Genomic DNA, 24,315 nt, shown 5'->3' with positions numbered 1-24,315 from the left:
ATTTCCAGGGTTTCTTATGAAAAAAGAACGCGACATAGTACATTTGCGGCCATCTCAAAGGGGTGCTTTGCATGGCAAGGCTGAGATTATACCCAATGAACCTGGGCGGGTAATGCTGCCAAGGGATTGCGCAAGGCGCATCTTGGAATTTCATCGTTTCTATAGAGAAACAAAATCTAGTACTAACAAGAATAATGGCCCCTTTTATTCGTAACATTTTTTACGAATGAAAACTTTATTCACAACATTGGCCGTTTCCGGGCTGGCGCTGAGTATGAGCGCGCAACAGGAACCAACAGATTCTTTGGAAGGTAAAAAGGTGGTATTGGACGAGGTCCTGGTCCAAGCCGTACGGGTAACCAAAGAGTTTCCCATTACCTTTTCCAACCTGGACAAAGAGGAGCTGACCTCTAGAAACTTAGGGCAGGACGTGCCAATTTTAATGAACTTTTTGCCGGCCGTGGTCACCACTTCCGATGCAGGTGCAGGAGTGGGATACACCAGTTTCCGTGTGAGGGGGACCGACTCAAGAGGCGTAAATGTCACCATCAATGGTGTGCCCTACAATGATGCGGAGTCCCATGGGACCTTTTGGGTGAACATGCCCGATTTTGCTTCCTCGACCCAGAGCTTGCAGTTGCAACGTGGGGTAGGTACCTCCACCAATGGTGCGGGGGCGTTTGGTGCAAGCCTCAATGTATTGACCGATGCATTTTCTGAAGAGGGCTACGCGAAGGTTTCTTCTTCCGTGGGGAGTTTTAATACCCTGCGGAACAATGTAAAGTTCAGTACCGGTATGCTGAACAACCATTTTGAATTTTCAGGAAGGTTGTCGCGCATTACCTCTGATGGCTATGTGGACCGAGCCAGCTCTGAGCTGGATAGCTATTTTATGCAAGGAACATATCGTAGTGACAATACTTTGCTAAAGGCATTGCTTTTTGGAGGGCATGAAGTTACCTATCAAGCTTGGAACGGGATTACCGCTGAAGAATTGGAAGAAAATAGGACATACAATTCTGCAGGAAGGTATACCGATGAGAATGGAAATGTGCAGTTTTATGATCGGGAAGAGGACAATTACAAGCAAAACCATGTGCAATTGCATTGGAACCAGACCCTAAGTCCGGAATGGAGTACCAATTTGGCTTTGCACTATACCCGTGGTAGAGGCTATTTTGAGCAATATAGGGAAGATGATGATTTTTCGGATTATGGCTTGGACCCCATTAGCTTGGGTGGAGAGACCATCAACACCACAGACCTGATTCGAAGAAGATGGTTGGACAACCATTTTTATGGCACCGTTTTTTCGGCTACCTATAATAAGGAAAACCTGAAATTGATTTTGGGAGGAGGATACAATGAGTACAAGGGAGACCATTTTGGGGAAATCATATGGGCACGCTATGCAAGTGGTAGCGAAATTAGGGACAAGTACTATGATGACAATTCCACCAAAACGGATTTCAATACCTATGCAAAGGCCAATTATCAGTTGGATGGCCAATGGTCGGTTTTTGGGGATATGCAATACCGAAGAGTAGGCTATGAAGCCAATGGGGATGATACGGGGTTGGTGGATGATACCTTCAATTTCTTCAATCCAAAGGCAGGGATTACGTTCAATTTGAACCCCAACAACAATTTTTATCTGTCCTACGCAAGGGCCAATAGGGAACCCAATCGTAATGATTATGAAAACGGAAGTCCCAAACCCGAGCAGTTGAACGATTATGAATTGGGATGGCGTTTTGTGTCCCCTGACATCCAGTTGAACACCAATGTGTACTACATGCGCTATAAAGATCAGTTGGTGCTCACTGGGGAACTCAATGATGTGGGAGCGCCACTACGGGCCAATGTGGGAGATAGTTACCGCTTGGGATTGGAAGTGGATGCCAATATCCGATTGGGACGCAAATTCAGGATTCAACCCAATGTGGCCTTGAGCGATAACCGGAATGTTGATTTCTTCTTCCAACGGGACGGGGAACTACAAAACTTGGGGAACACCAAAATTGCGTATTCACCACAAGTGATTGCTGGAAACATCCTTGCGTTTCAACCCAATACAAATCTTCAGGTATCGTTGCTTTCAAAGTTTGTGGGCAAGCAGTATATGGGAAACATCGATTCCGAAAATTCAACTTTGGATAGCTATACCCAAACTGATTTCAATGTGCAATACGTGATCGAGGCCAATTCGTTTGTGAAAAGTATTGTGCTTTCAGGACTGGTGAACAATATTTTTGATGCCGATATTGTTTCCAACGGGTATTTCTACACCTTTGATGATGACTACTCCAACCCGGGAACTGTCACTACTATTGAGGGAGCAGGATATTACCCTCAGGCAGGAATCAACTTTCTGGTAGGGGCTACCATCAATTTTTAATGATCAAATAGTAAATGGGATTCTGTACTTTTATGCACCATGACAGAATCCCATTTTCATTTTTCTAAAGAAAAGCCCCTCCGATGGGGCATTATTGGTTGCGGTAGCGTGGCCGAAAAGAAGAGCGTTCCAGCGTACCAACTCATCCAAGAGTTTAAAGTACATATGGTAATGCGCCGTGATACCGAAAAAGTCCAAGATTATGCCCAAAGGCACCAAATAGCGCATTGGACCACCCATGCGGAAGAGGTAATCCAGAACCCGGAAATCGATGCCATTTACATCGCCACACCTCCGGACACCCATAAACTGTATGCTCTTCAAGTAGCGAAAGCAGGAAAACCCTGTTGTATTGAAAAGCCCATGGCACCCAATTATCAGGACAGTTTGGCCATTTATGAGGCATTCAATGCCAAGAACATACCGCTTTTCATTGCGTATTACCGTCGTTCCTTGCCTAGATTCCTTAAAGTGAAGCAATGGTTGGATGAGGGGTTGATAGGCACGGTAAGGCACGTAAATTGGCAAAAATCCGCACCGCCCAATGAGGTCGATTTAAATGGAAGGTATAATTGGAGGACCGATAAAAAAGTGGCTCCCGGTGGCTATTTTGATGATTTGGCCAGTCACGGTCTGGATTTGTTCAACTTTCTTTTTGGGGAGATTAAAAAAGCAAACGGAGTGGCCTTAAACCAACAAGGGTTGTATACGGGCTATGACGCTGTTGCGGGGAGTTGGTTGCACGAAAATGGGGTGACAGGAGCTGGCTTTTGGAATTTTGGTACCCATCATCGGGTGGATAAGGTAGAGATTTTTGGTTCCGAAGGAAGTATACGCTTTGCGGTGCTGGACGAAGCGCCTATTGAACTGGAAAATGCCTCAGGCCATCAGATTTTGGAAGTCCCACATCCAGAACATGTGCAACAATTTCATGTAGAAAACATCAAAAACCATGTATTGGGAAAGGGGGAACATCCTTCAACAGGAAAAACAGGTTTGCACACCAGTTGGGTCATGGATGCTATCTTGGGCAACCTTTAATTGGAAATGACAACAGTGTTTCCGCTTTGCGTGGCCCTGTAAAAAAGTAGATCGTAATACCGCCCCCCATCATCGGGTCTGTCCAATTGCTGTCCCGTAAATAAATTATAGGTATATCCCTCACAATCACAGACCACGTTCTGTCCATCAATAGCCATGGTGGAACAGCTATTGGGGGCATGGTTGGGGCAACTGGCCTCCCACGCCACGAATTGGGCACCGCTCAATCCGGCACGCATTACAAAAACGCCTCGGGTACCCACTCCATCATTGTCTACAAGAACAGGATTGCCAATGTTACTGAGCCTATTATAGTATGGTAAATTTAGGTTTAGATCAAACCTGAAACTCACTTCTTGAAGGTATGGATTTCGATTGGTACTGTCTGAACTACAGGATATTATGAAAATAAGAAAGGCATAACCCAAAAAGCGCCTCATAGTATGGAATTCAAAATGTTAGCGCAACAAAGTTGAGCAAAATTTACCTATATTTGCGTTAAATCCTCGCAAAAAACCATGCAGGGGCATGGAATTCGTTGGGGATTTTTGTATTTGTAGAGAAGAGACCATTGGGGAAATTTTTTATTTTCTTCGATGTCCTTATGCATTAAAACGTGACGATATGAGTAAAGTATCTTATTATACAGCCGAGGGATTAAAAAAATTGAGGGATGAACTCAACCAATTAAAAGACGTTGAACGTCCCAAAGCCTCCCAAGCCATTGCTGAAGCGAGGGATAAGGGAGATTTGTCTGAAAATGCCGAGTATGATGCTGCCAAGGAGGCCCAAGGTCTTTTGGAAATGAAGATTTCCAAGATGGAAGAAACCCTGGCCAATGCAAGGTTGATAGACGAATCGCAACTGGATACCTCAAAGATTTTGGTGCTTTCCACCGTAAAACTGAAAAACCAGGCCAATGGCATGGAAATGAAATACACCTTGGTGGCCGAAAGTGAGGCAGACCTTAAGTCGGGCAAAATATCGGTGACCTCTCCCATTGGAAAAGGATTGCTGGGAAAATCCGTTGGTGATGTGGCCGAGATCAAAGTGCCCAACGGAACGTTAAAGTTGGAGGTTTTGGAAATCACCAGACAATAAAAGACACTAAAATCCCTATATTTAATCCCATCCCTCGATGGGATTTTTTTTAAACCAAAATCAACATGGCCAGTATTTTCACCAAGATCATCAATGGGGAAATTCCCTGTTATAAAATCGCAGAGGACGCGGACAACTTTGCTTTTTTGGACATCAACCCCAATGCCAAGGGGCATACCTTATGTGTGCCCAAAAAGGAGGTGGATAAGCTACTGGACTTGGATGAGGAAGCCTATATGAAACTTATGGCCTTTTCCAGAAAAGTAGGCAAGGCTCTTGAAGCCGTTGTTCCCTGTAAGCGAGTGGGTATGTCCGTAATAGGCCTGGAGGTGCCCCATGTGCACGTACATCTCATTCCTCTTCAAAGTATGAAAAATGCCACATTTCAGCACAAGGAAAGCCTTAGTGCCGAAGAGTTTGAAGCCTTGGCAGAGAAAATCGGTGATGCTTTAGATAAGTCCTTCTAGATATAAATATATCGTTGCCGCCACTACGCCAATGGCTGCTATCACAACTACAAAGAACAAAGTGGTAAAGCGGATGGATGACCTTTTGGGGGTCACCAATTTATTGTAGTAATCAAAAACGCGCTCAATGTCCGGCGTCCAACTTACCGGATAAATAATGGATTGGCATTTTTTGCATTTTATTTCGTGGGTCACTTCGTTGGTAGTGACGTGGAAAAATGTGCCAAAGGTGTGTTTTTGGTAGAAAGTGAGCATCAGCTCTTGATTAAAGCACTCCGGGCAGTTGTTTGTGATTTCGGCTTCCTTTAGTATGACCTTTTTTTCCTTTGACATGACTCACGATGCATTGGTTCGTAGTGAAATTTGCATGATTGTTCCTTCCTTACTGGACGAAAATACTTTAATTTTTCCTTTATGGTACTCCTCAACGATTCTTTTCACCAAGGAAAGCCCCAATCCCCAACCTCTTTTTTTGGTAGTAACCCCAGGATTGAAAATATTCTGAAAATCGCTTTTGGGGATGCCTAGTCCTGTATCCGAGACCAGAATATGCACGTTTTGCCCCTTTTTTTCAATTTGGATACCAATGTTTCCCTTGCCCTTCATGGCATCGATGCCATTTTTCACCAAATTTTCAATACTCCAGTTGTACAAAGGGGGGTTCAAAGGCACAATGAGCTCATCAATGTTGGTGCTGAATGAAAAATGTACCAGTTTGGAACTGCGCTGTTTTAGATAGTCGTATGCTTTTTTGGTTTCGGCCACGATATCATGGTTGCCCAATTCAGGGATGGACCCAATTTTGGAAAACCGTTCCGTAATGGTATGCAACCGATCAATATCCTTGGCAATCTCCTTGGTGATATCCGGGTTGATGTCCTCTGATTTCAACAGTTCGTTCCATCCTAAAAGGGACGTCAGTGGTGTGCCTATCTGGTGTGCTGTTTCCTTGGCCATCCCGGCCCATAGCTTATTCTGTTCCGAGGCTTTATTGGTCCTAAAGAAAAAGAAGATTACGGCGCCAAACAGGAAAATGATCAACAACAGGGCCAGGGGATAATATTTGAGTTTGTTGAGGACTTCGGAATTCCCGTAGTAGAGCGTCTCTAAAAGCTCCCCATCCTGAATGATTTGGATGGGCTCATTTTCACTTTCAAACTGTCTGATTTTTTTTTGGATATACACACTGTCCATCACCCTTTCCTTTGGAATGTTATGGGTTTTGAACGAACCCTCTTCGTTCACCAAAATCATTGGGGTAGAGGTATTGTTGCCCATGACCTTAAGGGTCAGGTTACCCAGTTCCTGGTCTACGGAAGATTGGATGAGTTCCAACTGGGCCGTGGCCCATATCTCCATTTTCAATCGCTCTTCCTCCTTGAACTTTTTAAAGAAACTATTGGTGTTCCAAAGGATAAGGCTCACAATCACAAATGCCGATATCAGCAAAGTAATGTTGGAAGCTTTCCGTTTGGGATTGAAGTTCATTTTTAGGCTGAATTGTGATTAAAGATAGCGGAAAAGAAAAAATATGTTGATAGTTAGTTGAAATAACGGGTTTCTTATGGGTTTCATTTTATGTACATTTGAATTTCATTGAAAATTAACATACATGGAAGTTCAGGGAAGAATCAAAATGATCGAAGAGACCAAGACTTTTGGGAACAATGGGTTCCGAAAAAGGGAAATGGTCATTACCACGGAAGAACAATATCCCCAACATATTTTGGTGGAGTTTATACAGGATAAGTGCGATTTGCTGAACAACTATTCCGTAGGACAGCCGGTGAAAGTGAGTATTAACCTTCGCGGTCGTGAATGGACAAACCCTCAAGGGGAAACCAAATACTTTAACTCCATACAAGGATGGAGGATAGAAAACCTACAGTCTGAGGCCCAAGGGGATAACATGCCCCCGGTCCCACCCATGGAAGCCTTTGAACCTGCGGATGACCTCAATGAGGAGGACCACGACGACCTCCCATTCTAATCCAAATTGGGCCTTACCAAGGTCATAGAACATATTTTTAGGAGGTACTTTCCCTCCCCTTTTACCATTGCGGTTTTGCTTACCCTCCTGACCATGGGGCTGGCTTTGGTCTTCACGGAGAACACTACAGGGGAAAACCATTTTTTTGCCATCCTATCGTACTGGGAAAATGGCATTTGGAACAATGCACTCTTGGTGTTTGCCTACCAGATGATGCTTATTCTGGTGTTGGGCCATGTTTTGGTCCTGAGCAAGCCCATGGAACAATTGATCCTGCGGATAACGGGATGGGTGACCAATACATCCAGCGCCACGGTTTTGGTGGTCTTGCCCACGTTGTTGGTTTCTTTTTTCAATTGGGGGTTGGGATTGATTTTTGGTGCCATTTTGGCCCGAAAAGTAGGGGAATATGCCCAATTAAAGAACATAGCTATCAATTATCCATTAATCGGGGCGTGTGGGTATTCCGGTTTAATGGTGTGGCATGGAGGAATCAGTGCTTCCGCTCCCCTTAAAGTAGCCGAAGCCGGACACCTCAAAGGCCTGTTGGAAGGAGTGGCCGATGCCAAAATCCTGCAAACACTGCCGGAGACGCTATCCACAGCCTACACCATTTTCAGTTATTGGAACTTGATTGTATTTGTATTGGTGACCCTATGTATAGTGATTTTAGCCTATTACTTAAGCAAAAGAACGGAACCTACTCCACTAGACCTGAAACGATATGAATTTGCGTCACTGGAGCGAGAAAATAGCGAAGGCGCCGAGAGATTGGATCATTCCCCTTGGGTTTCCATCCTGTTTGGGATATTGGTTTTGGCAGCCTTTTTTGTCCAGTACCTCCCCGCCCTCAAAACATTGAACCTTACACCCAATATGCTCAATTTTTTTATGTTGGGGTTGGCCATTCTGCTACACGGGAGCTTTAAGCGTTTTTTAATGGCAGTAGAGGAGGCTATTGGGGATACCGCAGGTATTCTGATTCAATTTCCACTCTATTTTGGGATTATGGGAATCATGGCCGGAAGTGGTATGATCAATGAGGTTTCCAACTTTTTTGCTTCTGTAAGTACCACCACTACCTTGCCCATTTTTACATTTTTCAGTGCCGGATTGGTCAATATTTTTGTGCCCAGTGGAGGGGGGCAATGGGCCATTCAAGGACCTTTGGTGCTTCAGTCTGCCATACAATTGAATGTTCCGTTGCCAAAAGTGATCATGGCCTTGGCCTATGGAGATCAAGTAACCAATATGTTACAACCTTTTTGGGCTTTGCCTCTACTGGGGATTACTAAACTCAAAGCCAAGGAAATACTACCCTATACCTTATTGTTCATGGTAATTGGTAGTCTTATCTATATAGCCGGACTTCTTATTTTTTAACCTATTGCGTATCTTAGTAAAAAGAGCGCTTTGGAAAATAACGGAAACAACTTTCCCCTAGCATTTCTGGGAGACCGTTTGGAGTTCCCCCCTGTGCATATGGCAAACGAAGATGGACTTTTGGCCGTGGGCGGTGACTTGTCCATTGAACGATTGCTGCTTGCCTATAAAAGCGGAATTTTCCCATGGTTCAATGATGATGCCCTTATTCTGTGGTGGAGCCCAGATCCCCGTATGGTCCTTTTTCCCAATAAAATCAAAGTATCCAAAAGTATGCGCAAGGTGTTACGGGATGGGAAGTTGCAATTGACCCAGAATACTTGTTTTTCAGAGGTGTTGGAGTACTGTGCCAACATGGAGAGAAAAGGTCAGGACGGTACGTGGATCACTCCCAAAATGAAATCGGCCTATATCGATTTACATAAAAAGGGATGGGCCAAATCCTATGAGGTATGGGAAGACGGTGTTCTTGTAGGGGGACTGTATGGTCTGGATTTAGGGCATGTGTTCTGTGGTGAAAGCATGTTCAGCTTAAAACCAAACGCCTCCAAGTTTGCCTTTGTGAAAATGGCGCAAGAGCTTCAGGAAAAAAATTATCATCTCATTGATTGCCAAGTCCATACCGATCATCTGGAAAGTTTGGGCGCGGAATTGATCCCGAGAAAACAATTTGTGGAAATCTTAAAGGGACAGCTGGGCAGTGGTTAGTAAAAAGACCACATTTTGAGGCAAGCCCGAGGTATATTCTTCCAATCGGTATTCCACACCAAATTGAAGCTTTAGATTCGCATCCAATTGCCACCCTATAAAACCGGTAAGTCGGGTGTCGTACTGGGGAGAGGCACTTCTAGCGACACTCAATAAATTTTCAAGCGTTCCCACAAAATAAGGTTCCCCTATATCCAGCTTTTCACCCTTCAAGGGAAAATCAACGGCAAATCTGTATCGAAATCGATGCACGGTGGCAGATTTTGTTATGCGCTGTTCCGAACGTATCCGGTGTCCAAAACGAACCACATAGGGTTTTGAAGTAAGATTGAATTGCTGTGTGAGGCGCAGTTCATTTTCAGAATCCTCAAAAGCTTCCCTGAACCTGTATAAGATACCCAATGCAACACTCTGGTTGTTTTGCACATTTATTTTGGAAAAATGGACCACATCCAAGTGACGGGTTTTGATTTTGGACTCACCCTCCTGCACCACATAATTTCTGTTGATCACGGAAAAATTATGGGAGTAGAGTGGGGTTACATCATAATCTATGGCAAACTGGGGCTGCCAATATCCTGTAAGGTTATCTTGGGCACTCACCACTGCCAATCCAAAGAAAAAGAATAGGGAAAGCCACTTAGTACTGGATGTGGTCATAACTTGGGGGAAATGATTTTTGGAGTTTGACCAATTTGCCCTCTGAATTGAACAAGGCCTCATAGGTTTGAAAACGGTTTTCTTTTTTAGCGGAAAAAACCAGTTCGTAATTAACGTGGGGCAGGATTAAATTTTGAAAGGCATCATGAAGGGTCTTTTTGGGATCCTGATGGACCAAGGGATGTTGCTGTTGAATTTTTCTAAGTCGAAATTTTGGAAAATGCGTATCAAGATGAGTTAGGATATTATGCCATGTTTCTTCTGGCACATCATCTTTTTTGATGATAAACTCTACATCTTCCAAAGTGCCGTCAATGTCAAACTCAACACTGTACCTCAGTCTGCCCTTTTTGAATTTGGCCTCATAACTTTCCTTGGTACTGTCTATTTCCTTGTAAAAACGTATCCGTTTTGCTCGATCTAAATATTCTGACAGAAGTGCATAGGCCTTCTGGGGAAATAGTTCTTGCGTTATCCTATATTCCTGTTCGTATTTGCTCTGCTGTCCCCAACCCAAATGGGAAAGGCACAAAAAAAACAATATGATCGGACTATACTTCATGATACCTAAAACAAGCGGTTTCATGATCGTTCACCATGCCTGTGGCCTGCATATGGGCATAAATCACCGTGCTGCCCACAAACTTGAACCCTCGTTTTTTTAAATCTTTACTGATGGTGTCCGATAAAGGTGTGGTGGCCGGGGCCATTTTGTAATTTTCCAAGCTGTTTTTAACAGGCTTACCATCCACAAACCCCCAAATGTAGTCGCTAAAGCTTCCAAATTCTTTTTGGATATCCATAAATGCTTTTGCGTTGGAAACAGTGGCATGCACTTTCAATTTGTTTCTAATAATACCAGGGTTGTCCAAAAGCTCATCGATTTTATCCTGACCATACTTGGCAATCTTTTTATAATCAAAATGGTCAAAGGCTTCCCTAAAATTGTCCCGCTTTCGCAATACGGTAATCCAACTTAGGCCAGCTTGGAAAGTCTCCAATATCAAAAATTCAAAAAGAGTGGCGTCATCCTTTACGGGAACGCCCCATTCCTGATCGTGGTAGGCTTCATACAAAGGGTCGCCCAAGCACCAACCGCATCGATGTTTGTCCATGGTGGAAAGTTTTGGATAAAGGTAAAGAACCCGCGAAACATCTGGTAACGAAAACAGCAGGATTCAATAATTAAGTTGATAAGGGAATACGTGTAAGGTTTTGACATGGGATACAACCAATGACAAAAATCAGAAAACGCCCAGATTGTGGAGCGTACTTTTGTAAAAAGTATTTGAGATGGAACTATTGGAAAAAAAGATTGAAGAGGATAGGATTACCTTGGTGAGACAGGGGATTTCAATGGGAATGGATTATGAAAAGTATCGGGATTTGGTCCATCACTTGGTGGACACCAAACAAACCACTGGTTTGCCCCAATCCGAAGCGAACATTGAATATACCCAGCTCAACGACCGCCGAATGAAGCGATGGGACAAGACTTTCAGACTACCTGAAACCGTAGCGCAAAAGGTCTCCAATATTCCCTCTAGATTGAAGTTTTTGGTTTTGACCGAAAGCTGGTGTGGGGATGCTGCGCACAGTATGCCCATAATGAACAAGATGGCCGAAACGAATCCAAATATGGAGTTCAAAGTTTTGCTTAGGGATGAAAATCCCGAGCTTATGGATGCCTTCTTGACCAATGGCAGTCGTTCCATACCCAAATTGGTGGTATTTGATGCGGATTTGAATGAAATTATAGCGGAATGGGGACCAAGGCCAAGCATTGCCACACAAATGGCAAATGATTTTAAAGCAACGCATGGAACATTTACCCCAGAGTTCAAACAGGACCTTCAGGTTTGGTACAATAAAAACAAGGGAGAAGATATTTTAAATGACTTGGTGGGACTACTTCCTTTGGAATAGATAGGTAATAGTGCCTATTTGCGAGGCTTTGGAATCTGTACTGAAACGTGCCTTTAGGGCATATGCGATGGCATTGTCCACCAAGCACCCGTTGCTGGTGCCCGAGCTTTTATCATTAAAATCGGCCTCGGTAACATACCCGTTACCATCCACTTTAATGTTGATGACCACCTTGCCTCCTTCAATACAGGTGTATATAGGTGGTGGAAGATAATAGGCGTTTCTGTCTACCAAGGAAAAGGAAATGGAAGTACGTCTATCTTTTAAGTAATTGGTAAATTCTTCTTTTTGGGCGTCCCGCTCCCCTAGTTTTTGTTTTTTTTCGTCCCGTTTGGCGGCCAGTTCTTTCAATTGATTGGCGAAATCGGCGTCGTTTCCGGAAAATTCCCCCTCCTCGCTGCTCATGGCACGTTCTTCCAAAAGTTCTTCCAGTGTTTTTAAAGGCTCGGGGTTTCCAATGGTGGGCTTTGCGGTTTGGTTGAAGGCCATATGGCTTTTAATGGGGTCGTTGTTGGCCAATTCCTCCATACGCTCTTCCTCCTCTTTCAGCAATTCCTCGATATCCTCATCGGCCAAACTCATCTCAATGACATATTCATCTTCTTGCATGCTCCCTAAGTGAATGTTGAACAACAACAAAATCACCAAGGCCATGGAGAAGAAGGTTATGATAAGGGATAACTGGCTTCTGTTCAAGTTCATGGTTCTAGTATAACCGCTTTTTTTTAAAATTATTTTACCCAATAGCCTTCATAAACCTATTGCAGTGATGGCCACAGAGCCATTTTTGCTACAGATTTTCCTTGAAGACCAAGGGGGTTGTGGCATTATTTACGTTGAAATCCCCTATTTTGGTTCTTCTCAAGGCTGATAAATGGGCTCCGGAATTCAGGGCCTTGCCAAAATCATAGGCCAAGGAACGGATATAGGTCCCTTTACTACACACTACCTTAAAATCCACCTCGGGCAGTTGAATTCGGGTGATTTCGAACGCTGCAATCGTAATTTTCCTTGATTTGATTTCCACTTCCTTTCCCTCACGGGCCAGTTCGTAGAGTCTCTTGCCATCTTTTTTCAGGGCAGAGAATACAGGAGGCACTTGCTCAATCTCCCCTAAAAATTCCTTGGTGGCCTCTTTTATGGAGGCTTCCGAAAGGTGCTCCGTAGGGTAGGTTTGGTTTACTTCGGTCTCCAAATCGTAGGAAGGGGTGGTAGCCCCAAGCGTGAAGGTTCCGGTATATTCCTTGATCTGTCCTTGCAGCTCCGGGATTTTTTTGGTGAACTTTCCCGTGCAGATAATCAAAAGCCCAGTGGCCAATGGGTCTAAGGTGCCGGCGTGGCCTATTTTTATTTTCTTAAGGTCGAATTTTTTTCGGATGGCCCATTTTAGGGCATTCACCGCCTGAAAGGAACTCCATTCCAAAGGTTTGTCGATCAAAAGAATTTGACCGTTTAAAAAATCTTCCTTGGTTTTCAAAGGTTTCGGGATTTGGATAAAGGTAACAATCTATCCCCAAATGCTCCAAGCAACGGCGATAAGTCCCACAACAAGACAATATATGGCAAAATAGGTAAGCTTGCTCTGGCGTACGAGTTTGATCATCCAGGTACAAGCAGCAAGACCGGCAATGAAGGCTGCAATAAACCCAGCACCCATGGCCACGGCTTGATCACCATGAAAATTAATTTCACCTCCCATAAGGTCTTTGGCCACTTTTCCCAAAATCAGGGGAACGACCATCAAGAATGAAAAACGGGCCGATTTGGCCTTGTCCACCCCTAAAAGAACAGCTGCCGAAATGGTGGCCCCACTTCTGGAAATCCCTGGTAAAATGGCCACGGCCTGTGCCATTCCAATGACAAACGCACTTCTGAACGAAACCCCCTTGTCCGTAGTCTTGGCCAAATCGGCCAAATAGAGTAGCACTGCAGTAATGATGAGCATAATGCCCACTATGATGATGGCGCCATCAAAAAACACTTCAATAAAATCATTCAAAAACAGTCCGACCAAAGCCGCAGGGATCATGGAAATGACAATCTTGAGTGAAAACTGGGTCTCCTCATTCCATTTGAACTGGAAAAGGCCTTTCAAAATTTCAAAAACGTCCTTCCTGAACACGACCAAGGTGCTCAGTGCGGTGGCAAAATGTAAGATTACCGTGAAGAGTAAGCTTTCCTCGGGAAGGGCATGTGCGCCCAAAATGGCTTTCCCCAATTCCAAATGTCCGCTGGACGATACAGGCAAAAATTCGGTCAACCCTTGGATGATTCCAAGGATAATGGCATCAATAAGCTCCAATTATTCTTTGTTTTTGTTAGGGTTCAACAAAATGGCATAAATCTGTATGCCCAAGCCGATCAGTACCAAAGTGGGTGCCAAACGAATTCTCCTAAAACTGTAGATATCTGGATTGAAGACCTCGGGGTCATCACTGCCACCCCCAGCCATCAAAATAAAACCCAATGCAATAAAAGCCAGTCCTATGAAGAGGAACAGGTAGTTCTTTTTTTGAAAAATAAACTCCTTGGTGGGTTTTTGAACATTCTTGTTTTTCTTGCTCATGCAGCAAATTTAAGGAAAAGTTTCCCAGAATATTTTCTGAACCAACAATATGGGAAGTTATGAGTCCCAAATCTATCAGCGTAGCGGTCCAATATCTAGAATCTAATAGTAAAGATCGTCTGTTCTTAGATTTAAGAAACGTTGGGTGGCAAAATGGGTGCTTGCCCATGAAATGACAACCCCAAGTCCAAAGACCCCGACGAACAAAAAGATCAATACCAAATAATCCTGTAGCAGGTTCAATTCGGGAAAATTTTTGTTGATGTAATAAATAAGGATGCTCAAGGAGGCCAACGCCACGGCCGCGCCTATCATGCCCAGTTTTATGTTGGCCCAGATAAAGGGTCGTCTGATAAAGGTTTTGGTGGCACCTACCATCTGCATAGTCTTGATGATAAACCGTTTGGAATAGATGGAAAGTCGGATGGAACTATTGATGAGTAGTACGGCTATGGCGGTAAAAACGGCACTGGCCACCAATATCCATAAACTTATCTTTCGAGCGTTGTCGTTAAGCAGGGAGATCAACGGCTTGTCATAGCTTACCTCGTCCACGTAGGTTTTTGTGGCAAGATCATCGGCAATTTCCGCGATTTGCTCGGGAGAGACAAAATCGGCCTTTAAATGCACGTCAATGGAATTCTTTAGTGGATTGTAGCCCAAAAACTCCACAAAATTCTCTCCAATGTCCTCACTGTACTGCTCTGCGGCATCCTCTTTGGAAATGTACTCGGCAGATTTGGTGTATTCGGCCAAAGCAAGGCTTTTTTGCAATTGGTCAATCTCTACCGGTTTGGCATTGTCCTTCAAAAAGACCGAAATGGTGATTTGTTCCTTAAAGTGGTCTGCCAGTTTTTTGGTGTTCAGGACCAAAAGCCCCAAAACACCCAACAGGAAAAGCACCAATGCGATGCTCAAAACCACGGAGAAGTAGGAGGAAATCAACTTTCTTCGCTGATATCGTTCAATATATTGGCTCATAGAGTGGAATCAGTACGTAAAAATAGAAAAGTAAATTGTATTTAGGGGATTAAACCTATTTTTGCAACTCGAAAAGAGATACAGTTTTTTGTCATTTCGAGGCTGGATGTAATCTTGGCGAGAAATCTCTTCCCTTATACTTGGGGCATCTAACGGAGTTTATCCTGAGCAAAGGTGAAGGGCTCGATGTGGCAAAGTGAACATAAAGAAGTATGATGAACTACGATTTCCGTGACATTGAAGCCAAATGGCAGAAGTATTGGGCAGAAAATGAAACCTTTAAGGCAATCAACGATTCCGACAAGCCTAAATTTTATGCCTTGTCCATGTTTCCCTACCCTTCTGGGGCAGGATTGCACGTTGGGCATCCACTGGGGTACATTGCCACGGACATCTATTCCCGTTATAAAAGACATAAAGGGTTCAATGTGCTGCACCCCATGGGGTACGATTCCTTTGGATTGCCTGCGGAGCAGTACGCCATTCAAACCGGACAGCATCCTGCAATCACTACCGAAAATAATATCAATAGGTATCGTGAGCAGTTGGACAGGTTGGGCTTTTCGTTCGATTGGAGCAGGGAAGTGCGCACTTCCAATCCCGGATATTACAAATGGACACAATGGATCTTTATCCAATTGTTCAACTCGTGGTACAATAAAAAATCCGATAAGGCTGAGGCCATTGAGAGCTTGATCTCCGTTTTTGAAAAAGAAGGAAATACAACGGTGGAAGCTGTTTGCGATGAGGATACACCCAGTTTTGGTGCAGCGGAATGGAACGCATTTTCTGAAAAAGAAAAACAAGGGATTCTTTTAAAATACAGACTGACCTATTTGGCTGATACCGAAGTGAACTGGTGTCCGGCCTTGGGTACGGTTTTGGCCAATGATGAAATTGTAAATGGCGTATCCGAGCGTGGAGGCCATCCCGTCATCCGAAAAAAAATGACACAATGGAGCATGCGTATCACGGCTTATGCCCAACGCTTGCTCGATGGATTGAACAAGATTGATTGGCCACAGCCGCTAAAAGATTCCCAGACCAATTGGATTGGTCGTTCCGAAGGCGCTTCGGTGACTTTCAATGTCATTCCAAATGAAGGTGTCACTTCGAGCGCAGTCGAGAAGCCGGACACGATTGAGGTCTTCACCACCCGCCCCGATACCATTTTTGGGGTAAGTTTTATGACCTTGGCCCCTGAGCACGATTTGGTGGGGAAAATCACCACCCCGGAACAAAAAGCGGAGGTGGAAGCCTATGTGGAGGCCACGGCAAAGCGTTCCGAGCGGGATCGTATGGCCGATGTAAAGACCATTTCAGGGGTGTTTACCGGTGCGTATGCAGAGCATCCATTTACCAAGGAGCCTGTTCCCGTTTGGATTGGCGATTACGTTTTGGCCAGTTATGGAACTGGGGCGGTGATGGCGGTACCTTGTGGTGACCAACGGGATTACGATTTTGCGAAACATTACCATATAGCGATCCCCAACATTTTTGAAGGGGTGGATATTTCTGAAGAGGCTTTTGCCGATAAAGCGACCACCATCATAGCTAATTCCGACTTTTTGAATGGGCTTTCCTATAAAGAAGCGACCAAAAAGGTGATTGCCGAGTTGGAAAAAATTGGACATGGAGTGGGTAAGATCAACTATCGCCTTCGTGATGCCGTGTTCAGTAGGCAACGCTATTGGGGAGAACCCTTCCCAGTGTATTATGTGGATGGTATGCCCCAAATGATCGCTTTGGAACACTTGCCTTTAGAATTGCCCGAAGTGGAGAAATACCTTCCCACCGAAACCGGCGAACCGCCCTTGGGCAATGCCACCACTTGGGCTTGGGACGCCAAGAACAATAAAGTAGTTTCCAATGAGATGCTGAAACAAGTTCAGCATGACGGTCATTCCGAACTTGATTCGGAATCTCACGAAGGAGTGTATCCTTTGGAATTGAACACGATGCCGGGTTGGGCAGGAAGCTCGCAATACTTTAATCGATATATGGACCCACGCAACGATGAGGCCATCTTTTCTCCGGAGGCCATTGGATATTGGCAGGATGTGGACCTATATATTGGTGGTAGTGAACATGCTACGGGCCACCTGTTGTATTCCCGTTTTTGGCAGAAGTTTATGTTTGATAGGGGTTATGTCCCCAAGGACGAGTATGCCCAAAAATTGATCAACCAAGGGATGATCACGGGAACGAGTGCATTTGTTTACCGTTGGACCAAAAAGCATAATGGGCAACCAGTATTTATTTCTAAAGGAATAATTGAAAAAGCTATAAAAGAAAAAGGCTTTATTTATGATTATTCAAGTGTATTAGATGAGATGTTTTCTGATTTGCTTTCAAAAAAAGGCGGTAGAAAGATTACTGAAACTTCTTGGAAGCAATTTGATGCAATTCACGCCGATGTTTCTTTGGTGAATGCATCTGATGAGTTGGATGTGGAAGCCTTCAAAAAATGGCAACCTGAATACAAGGATGCGGAGTTCATCTTGGAAGATGGAAAGTATATTGTTGGGCGTGAGGTGGAAAAAATGTCCAAATCCAAATACAATGTCGTCAACCCAGATGCCATTTGTGAGGAGTATGGGGCAGATTCACTACGTCTGTATGAAATGTTCTTGGGGCCCTTGGAGCAATCCAAACCGTGGAACACTGCAGGAATTACGGGGGTGCATTCCTTCCTTAAAAAACTATGGCGCCTTTTTGGGGTCATTGAGGACAAAGAACCCACGGCCGATAATCTAAAAACGCTGCACAAGACCATCAAAAAAGTGGAGGAAGATATCGAGAACTTCTCGTTCAACACTTCGGTGTCCACCTTTATGATTTGTGTGAACGAACTTACCGCTCAAAAATGTACCAGCAAGGCTATTTTTGAACAGTTGGCCATTTTGGTGTCGCCCTACGCGCCCCATATTGCGGAGGAGCTTTGGGAGCGACTGGGACATGCCGAGTCCATTGCCGAAGCGCCTTTCCCAAAGTTTGAGCAGAAATATCTAGTGGAGAGCAGCAAGGAATATCCCATTTCTTTCAATGGAAAAATGCGTTTCAAATTGGAATTGCCTTTGGATATGGGCAAAGAAGAGATAGAGGCTGCAGTTCTGGCTCACGAAAAAACCCAGGAACAGTTGCAGGGGCGTACTCCCAAAAAAGTCATTGTGGTGCCCGGTAAGATTGTGAATATCGTTGGGTAAAAGGGCATCTATTCCAGATGATGGAATAGTGCTTATAAGGCGGCTTATTTTTGTTTTTCAAAACAGTAAAGCCCTACATTTAGGGTAAATAACCTACCATGGACACTATTGAGATCATTGGCCTTGTTGCGGCCACCCTTACCACCAGTGCTTTTATCCCGCAAGTATATAAGACATGGCGACATAAATCCACACGGGATATTTCCCTTACCATGTATTTGGCTTTCTTCATTGGAACCATGCTGTGGCTGTATTACGGTTACGTGCATGGGAGTCTGGCCATCATATTGGCCAATGGTTTGACAGGACTACTGGTCATAGTAATGCTGTTTTTAAAACTAAAGCACAAGTAACCCCTATTTTTAATGGGTATAACATGTCATTTTGTATAATAATTATTATTTACCCCCTAAAAAAGTAGGGTATAATGTGGTTTTTATATAAAATTTAACTGACAACCCCTACATTTTATCGATTTCATTTCGTTGATTCCGGTTTTTATAACAACTTTGGGTGTAGTAACCATAAAACACAACAAAATGATTGTAGGGGTGCCTAAAGAAATCAAAAGCAGTGAAGGCCGGGTTGGCATGACGCCAGCTGGGGTTTTTGAATTGGTGAAGAACTACCATACCGTTTATGTGCAATCGGGTGCAGGTGAGGGCAGTGGGTTTTTTGATAAAGATTACCAACAGGCCGGAGCCACTATTTTGGATACCATTGAGCAGGTGTATGCCAAGAGCGATATGATCGTGAAGGTCAAGGAGCCCATTGCCAAGGAGTACGATTTGATCCAGGAAGGGCAGATTGTTTTTACCTACTTTCATTTTGCTTCGAGTGAGTCGTTGACGCAGGCCATGATCAAGAGCAAGGGTGTTTGCATTGCCTATGAAACTGTGGAGGATGAGGAGGGCACCCTGCCTTTGTTGACCCCTATGTCTGAAGTGGCGGGAAGGATGGCCATTCAGCAAGGAGCTAAATATTTGGAAAAACCAGTGAAAGGTCGTGGAGTGCTTTTGGGAGGTGTTCCCGGGGTAGCCCCAGGTCGTGTCTTGATTCTAGGGGCGGGCACTGTAGGCATTCAGGCTGCAAAAATGGCAGCTGGGCTTGGCGCACATGTTACCATTCTGGATGTCAATATGAAACGGCTTCGCTATGTAAATGATATCATGCCCAGTCATGTGGTCACGGAGTTTTCCAATGAGTTCAATATCAGAAAACATATACAATCCCATGATCTTATTATAGGAGGGGTGTTGTTGAAGGGAGCCAAGGCGCCCAATCTGATCACAAGGGATATGTTAAAGGAAATGCGTCCTGGAACGGTTATCGTTGATGTGGCCGTGGACCAAGGAGGGTGTGTGGAAACCACCAAACCCACTACCCATGGCAACCCCACATATATTATTGATGATGTGGTCCATTACTGTGTGGCCAACATGCCCGGAGCCGTGCCGTACACCTCAACGGTGGCCTTGACCAACGTTACCTTGCCCTATGTGCTTAAATTGGCCAATATGGGTTGGCGAAGCGCCTGTAATTTGGACAAGACCTTGGCCAAAGGATTGAATATTGTTGAGGGGGAAGTGGTATACGAAGAAATCATTAAGACGTTTCATTGGGAATCTGCCGTGGCGTAAAAGCATACATTTTGTCAGTAGAAAGACCCCGTCAAAGCTTGGCGGGGTTTTTGTTGTAATATGGTATATTTATAAGAGCAAAAATCGAATAATTATGATGACATATTATATATTGATTGGTGGGATTGCACTGGTCAGTTGGTTGGTGAGCAATAAACTTAAAAGTAAGTTCAAGAAATACTCCCAGGTACATCTAAGAAATGGTATGAGTGGTGCAGAGATTGCCCAAAAAATGCTGGATGACCATGGTATTCGGGATGTGAAAGTCATTTCTACCCCCGGAATGCTTACGGACCACTACAATCCAAAGAACAAGACCGTTAACCTTAGTGAAGGCGTATACAGTCAGCGTAATGCAGCCGCAGCTGCGGTGGCGGCCCACGAATGTGGACACGCGGTGCAACACGCTCAAGCGTATGAATGGTTGACCATGCGGTCCAAATTGGTGCCTGTGGTGAGTGTGACTTCTGGGATGTCCACTTGGGTCGTATTTGGAGGTATTGCCTTGATGGCGGCAACAGGAGTGGCAGGCGGAATTGGCTTCTACATTGCAGTGGCCGGTCTGGTCATGATGGGAATGGCGACCTTGTTCAGCTTTGTTACCCTTCCCGTGGAATACGATGCCAGCAAACGCGCCTTGGTGTGGTTGAAGCAGAAGAACATGGTAAGCCAGCAAGAATATGCCGGGGCCGAAGACGCTTTAAAATGGGCGGCCAGAACCTATCTCGTAGCAGCATTGGGTGCTTTGGCTTCCTTGCTCTACTGGGCAGTACAGGTGTTTGGAAGCAGGGATTAAGAATCAAGATCTACAATATTTACAAACCTGTTCAACTAAGATTGAGCAGGTTTTTTTTGTGGTCTTTTATGGGATAAAAACATATCTGCTATTATTTTAGTAGCTTTGCTATTAAAATAATAGCTTCATGAATATACCTAAACCAGGACTACCTGTTCGGGGGTCAAAAACCGGACAACCTATCATGGCCTTATTGGATTTATTAGGGAGGAGTTGGGCTATGGGAATCATTTGGCACCTGTACAATGGGCCTAGCACGTTTAGGGGGTTACAGGATTATTGCGAATCCATCTCTCCCAATACACTCAATACCCGGATCAAGGAATTAAGGGATTGTAACCTGATCAAAAGAACTATGGAGGGTTATGCCTTAACAGAGTACGGGGAAGAATTGTTTGAGCTATTGCAGCCCATGGGTCCATGGGCCAGGAACAGGTGGACCGAGAGCTTCAAAACCGAGGACCCAAATTCATTATGAAGTAGCATAAATAAGATTATACAAATTAAAAACGGGGCCATCGGCCCCGTTATGTTTTATAGGATATGGAAAGATAATTTATTCTATCCAATTGCCTACTTGATTGTCGATCATCTGAAGTCCTACACCTTCCGTTCCGGTCACTTCGATCATATCCAGAATGTCCCGGATGGTGTTCTCTTCCTCAACCTGTTCCAATACAAACCAATCCAAGAAGCGTTCTGTGGCAATATCACCCAGTTCACGTGCTTTTTTCACAATATTGTGAATGGATTTGGTAACGGCCACCTCATGTTCCAAAGTGCTCTCGAACACATCAACAATGGATGAGTAGTCATGGTTGATACCGGTGATTTCAGGAGATAAGGGGTTTCCTCCCGTATCGATCAAAAATTCAAAAATCTTCATCATATGGCCGCGTTCTTCCTCGGATTGCTTGTAGAAGAATTTGGCACTGGTAAAAAACCCATTCTGCTCGCACCAAGACGCCATGGCCAAATAGGTGGCAGAAGCATGGGCTTCCATTTTTATCTGTCCGTTGAGCAAATCCATGGACTCCACTTTAATGCTCATACTTTGTCTTGCTATATCTTTCATGTATACAGGGTTTATCGTGTTAGTATATCAAAAATAAGGAATTTGATTCCGTTTTGGAAGTAACTTCCTTGTTTTAAGGCAGTTTTAGATTGAATAAAAATAGATGGAAGAAAGGGGTCTAAACGGTGACGGCTTCACGTTCTTCGGAAAGCCCCATGGCCACAAAACCTTGTTCAACCATGTGTTTTAGGTCTAGGATTTCCAAGGTGTTCAGGACCAAGAGGTGTTCTTTGTTGCAAAGCATCAATACCTCAAAGCCATGTTTGTTCAAATCCCCGTCAAAATGATCTTCAATGGAGATGGACAATACCTTGTGTCGAAGGGAAAGCAATTGGCAAAGCGACATTCGGACCAATTTTTGGCCAAAATCCACATAGAAGCAACGTTCCTTCATGGATTGGTATAAGGTGTAATATGTAGATTGATAAACTACATTCATGGGCACAAATGTAAAGTTTATTTAGATTGAATACAAATATCAGATTTGAATTTGTCGATCTATTTGCTGATCCAATGAAATGAAGGTTTCTGTTCTTGAAACCCCTTCGATTTGTTGGATTTTTTTATTGAGCACCTGCATCAGGTGTTCGTTGTCCCGGCATAGGACTTTAATGAGGATGGACCAGTTTCCCGTGGTATAATGGCATTCCAGCACTTCAGGGATTTTCTCAAGTTCGCGTACAGCCTGCGGATTGGCCATGGCCTTGTCCAAAAAGATACCGATATAGGCCATGGTGGTATACCCCAGCACCTTGGGGTTGATGATGAATTTTGAACCGGACAAGAGACCTGAACTTTCCAATTTCCTCAATCTCTGGTGAATGGCTGCTCCGGAAATACCAATGTTACGGGCGATTTCCAAAATGGGCCTTCTGGCATCTTCCATCAAGAACCTTAGGATTTTCTTGTCTATGCCATCAATTTTAACCGAACTGTTATGGTTTTTCACAGAAAAGATTTAAAACTGAAGCTAAAGATATTGAAAAAATGCATAAGACTAACTGGCTACGGAATCTGGATTGTAGCCCAGATAGGGTACTTCGTATTCCTTAAAATGCATTCCGTAGGATTTGAGTTCGTCAAGTATGGGTTGGTATACTTCCATACTAATGGGAATCTGAACCCCTGGGGTCGTGATTTTTTTGTTCAATATCTGTAAAGTGGCTATGGCCACGGGCAGGCCAACGGTTTTGGCCATAGCGGTATAGGTTCTATTTTCCCCTAGGACCACCATATTGGCATCAATCTGCTTTTTAATACCGTTTAACTCGTAGCCAAATTTGTGGTACATCACGATCATATCCTTTTCGTCTTCTTTCAAAGTCCAACTATCCTCAAGGATATATTGAAGAATCTGTGCAGGCGAAGCATTCTTCAAGGGTATTTTTTTGGTAGCGTCAAAGAGATTCAACTCCAATAATTTACCCCAACGGATATCATCCTGATCTATTTTAAGGTAGTACCGCAATTTCAATTCCACCGAGTCTGTAGGGGAATAGGGCAAGAAAAGGTTTATGAACTCCCGGTAAGACATGCCTTCCGAGTTTTCAATGGTGTAGCTGTCGTCCGTCATTCCCAAAACGACAAACATCTGCCATGCTTTGGAAAAACCAACCCTCCGCATAGTGCCCCTAAAGAGGGTAAGGGCATCTTGGAGGCCATAGGCCTTTCTATATTTTAAGGAATCGCGGTTGGCATAGGCCTCAAACTTTCCATGACCCTCCACATCCAAAAACTCGGTTCTCCTAAACAGTTTTTGGTAGGGGATGTATTTATAGGTGCCCTCTTGGATGAATTTGGCAACTCCACCTTGACCGGCAAGGACCACGTTTCTCGGATTCCAGGTGAATTTATAGTTCCAGAGATTGGAGTCGCTTTCAGGGGCCACCAATCCGCCGGTAAACGACTCGAACAACAACATTTTTCCACCCTTGGCCCGGATACGATCGATCACTTCCATGGCACTCATATGGTCAATTCCGGGGTCAAGCCCAATCTCGTTCATAAAAATGAGACCGTTCTTTTTCACCTCCTCGTTCAAGCCTTCCATTTCTTTACTTACATACGATGCGGTGACCAAATGCTTTTTAAACTGAATGCAATCTTCTGCAATCTTGATGTGCAAACTGGCCGGAAGCATTGAAATGACAATCGATGCGGACGATACGGCTTTTTTGCGGTCATCATCATTAAAAATGTCCAACGTGATCACATCACAATTGGGATGTGAGGAAAATTGCTCTGGAATGTTCTTGGGTTGTAGGTCGCCAATGACCAAACGGAGGTTTTCACTATCTGAATTTTTAAGCAGATAGTCTAATAGATAGGAGGTTGATTTTCCTGCCCCCACAACTAAAATAGTGCGGACCATAGGTTT

The 24,315-nt window shown here is 44.1% G+C and carries 28 protein-coding genes; 13 read left to right on the top strand and 15 right to left on the bottom strand.

Annotation, left to right across the window (positions count from 1 at the left end; translation table 11 throughout):
• Positions 1-226 precede the first annotated feature (226 nt).
• Entirely contained in the window at positions 227-2,398 is a 2,172-nt protein-coding gene (locus DN53_RS06695) for a TonB-dependent receptor (protein ID WP_129653620.1), read from the top strand.
• A 39-nt stretch (positions 2,399-2,437) separates the two neighbouring features.
• A complete protein-coding gene (locus DN53_RS06690; RefSeq protein ID WP_129653619.1) occupies positions 2,438-3,439 on the top strand; it encodes a Gfo/Idh/MocA family protein in 1,002 nt (333 codons plus the stop codon).
• Here DN53_RS06690 and DN53_RS06685 read toward each other — a convergent pair.
• On the bottom strand, positions 3,436-3,879 hold the full coding sequence (locus DN53_RS06685) for a Rieske (2Fe-2S) protein (protein WP_129653618.1): 444 nt from the start codon (positions 3,877-3,879) through the stop codon (positions 3,436-3,438). The two genes, DN53_RS06690 and DN53_RS06685, sit on opposite strands and share 4 nt — an antisense overlap.
• Positions 3,880-4,063: 184 nt before the next feature.
• Between DN53_RS06685 and greA the strand changes: the two genes are divergently transcribed.
• Positions 4,064-4,540: a transcription elongation factor GreA gene (gene greA, locus DN53_RS06680; protein WP_129653617.1), complete on the top strand. Its 477-nt coding sequence runs from the start codon at positions 4,064-4,066 to the stop codon at positions 4,538-4,540.
• 65 nt (positions 4,541-4,605) lie between these two features.
• On the top strand, positions 4,606-5,007 hold the full coding sequence (locus DN53_RS06675) for an HIT family protein (protein ID WP_129653616.1): 402 nt from the start codon (positions 4,606-4,608) through the stop codon (positions 5,005-5,007).
• On the opposite strand, the gene DN53_RS06670 is transcribed toward DN53_RS06675, so the two are convergent.
• Positions 4,990-5,340: a hypothetical protein gene (locus DN53_RS06670; RefSeq protein ID WP_129653615.1), complete on the bottom strand. Its 351-nt coding sequence runs from the start codon at positions 5,338-5,340 to the stop codon at positions 4,990-4,992. The genes DN53_RS06675 and DN53_RS06670 overlap by 18 nt on opposite strands.
• Positions 5,341-5,343: 3 nt before the next feature.
• Positions 5,344-6,495 carry a sensor histidine kinase gene (locus tag DN53_RS06665; RefSeq protein ID WP_129653614.1) on the bottom strand — a complete coding sequence of 384 codons (1,152 nt, stop codon included), beginning with the start codon at positions 6,493-6,495 and terminating at the stop codon, positions 5,344-5,346.
• Positions 6,496-6,619: 124 nt separating this feature from the next.
• Here DN53_RS06665 and DN53_RS06660 point away from each other — a divergent pair, with 124 nt between their 5' ends.
• From DN53_RS06660 to aat, 3 genes are read left to right on the top strand one after another with little or no spacing between them, the layout of a single operon-like run.
• Positions 6,620-6,997, top strand: coding sequence for a DUF3127 domain-containing protein (locus DN53_RS06660; RefSeq protein WP_129653613.1), 378 nt, complete (start codon positions 6,620-6,622; stop codon positions 6,995-6,997).
• A gap of 6 nt (positions 6,998-7,003) precedes the next feature.
• Positions 7,004-8,380 (top strand): short-chain fatty acid transporter, encoded by a 1,377-nt coding sequence (locus DN53_RS06655; protein ID WP_129653612.1) that lies wholly within the window; start codon positions 7,004-7,006, stop codon positions 8,378-8,380.
• 30 nt (positions 8,381-8,410) lie between these two features.
• Complete coding sequence (gene aat / locus DN53_RS06650) at positions 8,411-9,088, top strand: leucyl/phenylalanyl-tRNA--protein transferase (protein WP_129653611.1); 678 nt, start codon at positions 8,411-8,413, stop codon at positions 9,086-9,088.
• Here the strand turns inward: aat and DN53_RS06645 are convergent.
• From DN53_RS06645 to DN53_RS06635, 3 genes are read right to left on the bottom strand one after another with little or no spacing between them, the layout of a single operon-like run.
• Positions 9,062-9,748 (bottom strand): DUF2490 domain-containing protein, encoded by a 687-nt coding sequence (locus DN53_RS06645; protein ID WP_129653610.1) that lies wholly within the window; start codon positions 9,746-9,748, stop codon positions 9,062-9,064. The genes aat and DN53_RS06645 overlap by 27 nt on opposite strands.
• Positions 9,729-10,310, bottom strand: a complete 582-nt coding sequence (locus tag DN53_RS06640) for a hypothetical protein (RefSeq protein ID WP_129653609.1) — start codon at positions 10,308-10,310, stop codon at positions 9,729-9,731. The genes DN53_RS06645 and DN53_RS06640 overlap by 20 nt, the downstream gene beginning before the upstream one ends.
• Entirely contained in the window at positions 10,300-10,863 is a 564-nt protein-coding gene (locus tag DN53_RS06635; protein ID WP_129653608.1) for a DNA-3-methyladenine glycosylase I, read from the bottom strand. The genes DN53_RS06640 and DN53_RS06635 overlap by 11 nt, the downstream gene beginning before the upstream one ends.
• 178 nt (positions 10,864-11,041) lie before the next feature.
• Here DN53_RS06635 and DN53_RS06630 point away from each other — a divergent pair, with 178 nt between their 5' ends.
• Complete coding sequence (locus DN53_RS06630; RefSeq protein WP_129653607.1) at positions 11,042-11,674, top strand: thioredoxin family protein; 633 nt, start codon at positions 11,042-11,044, stop codon at positions 11,672-11,674.
• Here DN53_RS06630 and DN53_RS06625 read toward each other — a convergent pair.
• The 5 genes from DN53_RS06625 to DN53_RS06605 form a co-directional block, all read right to left on the bottom strand.
• A complete protein-coding gene (locus DN53_RS06625; RefSeq protein WP_129653606.1) occupies positions 11,657-12,376 on the bottom strand; it encodes a hypothetical protein in 720 nt (239 codons plus the stop codon). The genes DN53_RS06630 and DN53_RS06625 overlap by 18 nt on opposite strands.
• 88 nt (positions 12,377-12,464) lie before the next feature.
• On the bottom strand, positions 12,465-13,151 hold the full coding sequence (gene truB, locus DN53_RS06620; protein WP_129653605.1) for a tRNA pseudouridine(55) synthase TruB: 687 nt from the start codon (positions 13,149-13,151) through the stop codon (positions 12,465-12,467).
• A gap of 30 nt (positions 13,152-13,181) precedes the next feature.
• Complete coding sequence (locus DN53_RS06615; protein WP_129653604.1) at positions 13,182-13,976, bottom strand: undecaprenyl-diphosphate phosphatase; 795 nt, start codon at positions 13,974-13,976, stop codon at positions 13,182-13,184.
• Positions 13,977-14,240 (bottom strand): DUF3098 domain-containing protein, encoded by a 264-nt coding sequence (locus DN53_RS06610; RefSeq protein ID WP_129653603.1) that lies wholly within the window; start codon positions 14,238-14,240, stop codon positions 13,977-13,979.
• A gap of 102 nt (positions 14,241-14,342) precedes the next feature.
• On the bottom strand, positions 14,343-15,221 hold the full coding sequence (locus DN53_RS06605; RefSeq protein WP_129653602.1) for a cell division protein FtsX: 879 nt from the start codon (positions 15,219-15,221) through the stop codon (positions 14,343-14,345).
• A 215-nt stretch (positions 15,222-15,436) separates the two neighbouring features.
• On the opposite strand from DN53_RS06605, the gene DN53_RS06600 reads away from it, so the two are divergent.
• The 5 genes from DN53_RS06600 (at position 15,437) to DN53_RS06580 (ending at position 21,341) form a co-directional block, all read left to right on the top strand.
• Positions 15,437-18,427: a leucine--tRNA ligase gene (locus tag DN53_RS06600; RefSeq protein WP_129654043.1), complete on the top strand. Its 2,991-nt coding sequence runs from the start codon at positions 15,437-15,439 to the stop codon at positions 18,425-18,427.
• A 98-nt stretch (positions 18,428-18,525) separates the two neighbouring features.
• A complete protein-coding gene (locus DN53_RS06595) occupies positions 18,526-18,780 on the top strand; it encodes a SemiSWEET family sugar transporter (RefSeq protein WP_129653601.1) in 255 nt (84 codons plus the stop codon).
• Positions 18,781-18,966: 186 nt separating this feature from the next.
• Positions 18,967-20,067, top strand: a complete 1,101-nt coding sequence (ald, locus tag DN53_RS06590) for an alanine dehydrogenase (protein ID WP_129653600.1) — start codon at positions 18,967-18,969, stop codon at positions 20,065-20,067.
• Between the two features lie 94 nt (positions 20,068-20,161).
• The gene (locus DN53_RS06585; RefSeq protein WP_129653599.1) at positions 20,162-20,863 is read left to right on the top strand and encodes a zinc metallopeptidase; all 702 of its coding nucleotides are present in this window, start codon (positions 20,162-20,164) and stop codon (positions 20,861-20,863) included.
• A 127-nt stretch (positions 20,864-20,990) separates the two neighbouring features.
• Positions 20,991-21,341 carry a winged helix-turn-helix transcriptional regulator gene (locus DN53_RS06580; protein WP_129653598.1) on the top strand — a complete coding sequence of 117 codons (351 nt, stop codon included), beginning with the start codon at positions 20,991-20,993 and terminating at the stop codon, positions 21,339-21,341.
• 78 nt (positions 21,342-21,419) lie between these two features.
• On the opposite strand, the gene DN53_RS06575 is transcribed toward DN53_RS06580, so the two are convergent.
• The 4 genes from DN53_RS06575 to DN53_RS06560 form a co-directional block, all read right to left on the bottom strand.
• Positions 21,420-21,938, bottom strand: coding sequence for a ferritin (locus tag DN53_RS06575; protein ID WP_129653597.1), 519 nt, complete (start codon positions 21,936-21,938; stop codon positions 21,420-21,422).
• 118 nt (positions 21,939-22,056) lie between these two features.
• Positions 22,057-22,377 (bottom strand): hypothetical protein, encoded by a 321-nt coding sequence (locus DN53_RS06570; protein WP_129653596.1) that lies wholly within the window; start codon positions 22,375-22,377, stop codon positions 22,057-22,059.
• Positions 22,378-22,416: 39 nt separating this feature from the next.
• Positions 22,417-22,887: an Lrp/AsnC ligand binding domain-containing protein gene (locus DN53_RS06565; protein WP_116216353.1), complete on the bottom strand. Its 471-nt coding sequence runs from the start codon at positions 22,885-22,887 to the stop codon at positions 22,417-22,419.
• A gap of 48 nt (positions 22,888-22,935) precedes the next feature.
• Complete coding sequence (locus tag DN53_RS06560; protein ID WP_129653595.1) at positions 22,936-24,309, bottom strand: saccharopine dehydrogenase family protein; 1,374 nt, start codon at positions 24,307-24,309, stop codon at positions 22,936-22,938.
• Between the last annotated feature and the right edge of the window lie 6 nt (positions 24,310-24,315).

The organism is Flagellimonas olearia (genome assembly GCF_004150225.1).
GTDB lineage: Bacteria > Bacteroidota > Bacteroidia > Flavobacteriales > Flavobacteriaceae > Flagellimonas > Flagellimonas olearia.
The sequence above is the reverse complement of the archived record's forward strand: the minus strand, read 5'-3'. Positions and strand labels throughout refer to the sequence as shown.

Bases quoted from the DNA above. Each gene is read 5' to 3' on its own strand.
- DN53_RS06695 (WP_129653620.1), top strand. From the start codon at position 227: ATGAAAACTTTATTCACAACATTGGCCGTTTCCGGGCTGGCGCTGAGT.
- DN53_RS06690 (WP_129653619.1), top strand. From the start codon at position 2,438: ATGACAGAATCCCATTTTCATTTTTCTAAAGAAAAGCCCCTCCGATGG.
- DN53_RS06685 (WP_129653618.1), bottom strand. From the start codon at position 3,879: ATGAGGCGCTTTTTGGGTTATGCCTTTCTTATTTTCATAATATCCTGT.
- greA (WP_129653617.1), top strand. From the start codon at position 4,064: ATGAGTAAAGTATCTTATTATACAGCCGAGGGATTAAAAAAATTGAGG.
- DN53_RS06675 (WP_129653616.1), top strand. From the start codon at position 4,606: ATGGCCAGTATTTTCACCAAGATCATCAATGGGGAAATTCCCTGTTAT.
- DN53_RS06670 (WP_129653615.1), bottom strand. From the start codon at position 5,340: ATGTCAAAGGAAAAAAAGGTCATACTAAAGGAAGCCGAAATCACAAAC.
- DN53_RS06665 (WP_129653614.1), bottom strand. From the start codon at position 6,495: ATGAACTTCAATCCCAAACGGAAAGCTTCCAACATTACTTTGCTGATA.
- DN53_RS06660 (WP_129653613.1), top strand. From the start codon at position 6,620: ATGGAAGTTCAGGGAAGAATCAAAATGATCGAAGAGACCAAGACTTTT.
- DN53_RS06645 (WP_129653610.1), bottom strand. From the start codon at position 9,748: ATGACCACATCCAGTACTAAGTGGCTTTCCCTATTCTTTTTCTTTGGA.
- DN53_RS06640 (WP_129653609.1), bottom strand. From the start codon at position 10,310: ATGAAGTATAGTCCGATCATATTGTTTTTTTTGTGCCTTTCCCATTTG.
- DN53_RS06635 (WP_129653608.1), bottom strand. From the start codon at position 10,863: ATGGACAAACATCGATGCGGTTGGTGCTTGGGCGACCCTTTGTATGAA.
- DN53_RS06630 (WP_129653607.1), top strand. From the start codon at position 11,042: ATGGAACTATTGGAAAAAAAGATTGAAGAGGATAGGATTACCTTGGTG.
- DN53_RS06625 (WP_129653606.1), bottom strand. From the start codon at position 12,376: ATGAACTTGAACAGAAGCCAGTTATCCCTTATCATAACCTTCTTCTCC.
- DN53_RS06610 (WP_129653603.1), bottom strand. From the start codon at position 14,240: ATGAGCAAGAAAAACAAGAATGTTCAAAAACCCACCAAGGAGTTTATT.
- DN53_RS06605 (WP_129653602.1), bottom strand. From the start codon at position 15,221: ATGAGCCAATATATTGAACGATATCAGCGAAGAAAGTTGATTTCCTCC.
- DN53_RS06600 (WP_129654043.1), top strand. From the start codon at position 15,437: ATGAACTACGATTTCCGTGACATTGAAGCCAAATGGCAGAAGTATTGG.
- DN53_RS06595 (WP_129653601.1), top strand. From the start codon at position 18,526: ATGGACACTATTGAGATCATTGGCCTTGTTGCGGCCACCCTTACCACC.
- ald (WP_129653600.1), top strand. From the start codon at position 18,967: ATGATTGTAGGGGTGCCTAAAGAAATCAAAAGCAGTGAAGGCCGGGTT.
- DN53_RS06585 (WP_129653599.1), top strand. From the start codon at position 20,162: ATGATGACATATTATATATTGATTGGTGGGATTGCACTGGTCAGTTGG.
- DN53_RS06580 (WP_129653598.1), top strand. From the start codon at position 20,991: ATGAATATACCTAAACCAGGACTACCTGTTCGGGGGTCAAAAACCGGA.
- DN53_RS06575 (WP_129653597.1), bottom strand. From the start codon at position 21,938: ATGAAAGATATAGCAAGACAAAGTATGAGCATTAAAGTGGAGTCCATG.
- DN53_RS06570 (WP_129653596.1), bottom strand. From the start codon at position 22,377: ATGAATGTAGTTTATCAATCTACATATTACACCTTATACCAATCCATG.
- DN53_RS06560 (WP_129653595.1), bottom strand. From the start codon at position 24,309: ATGGTCCGCACTATTTTAGTTGTGGGGGCAGGAAAATCAACCTCCTAT.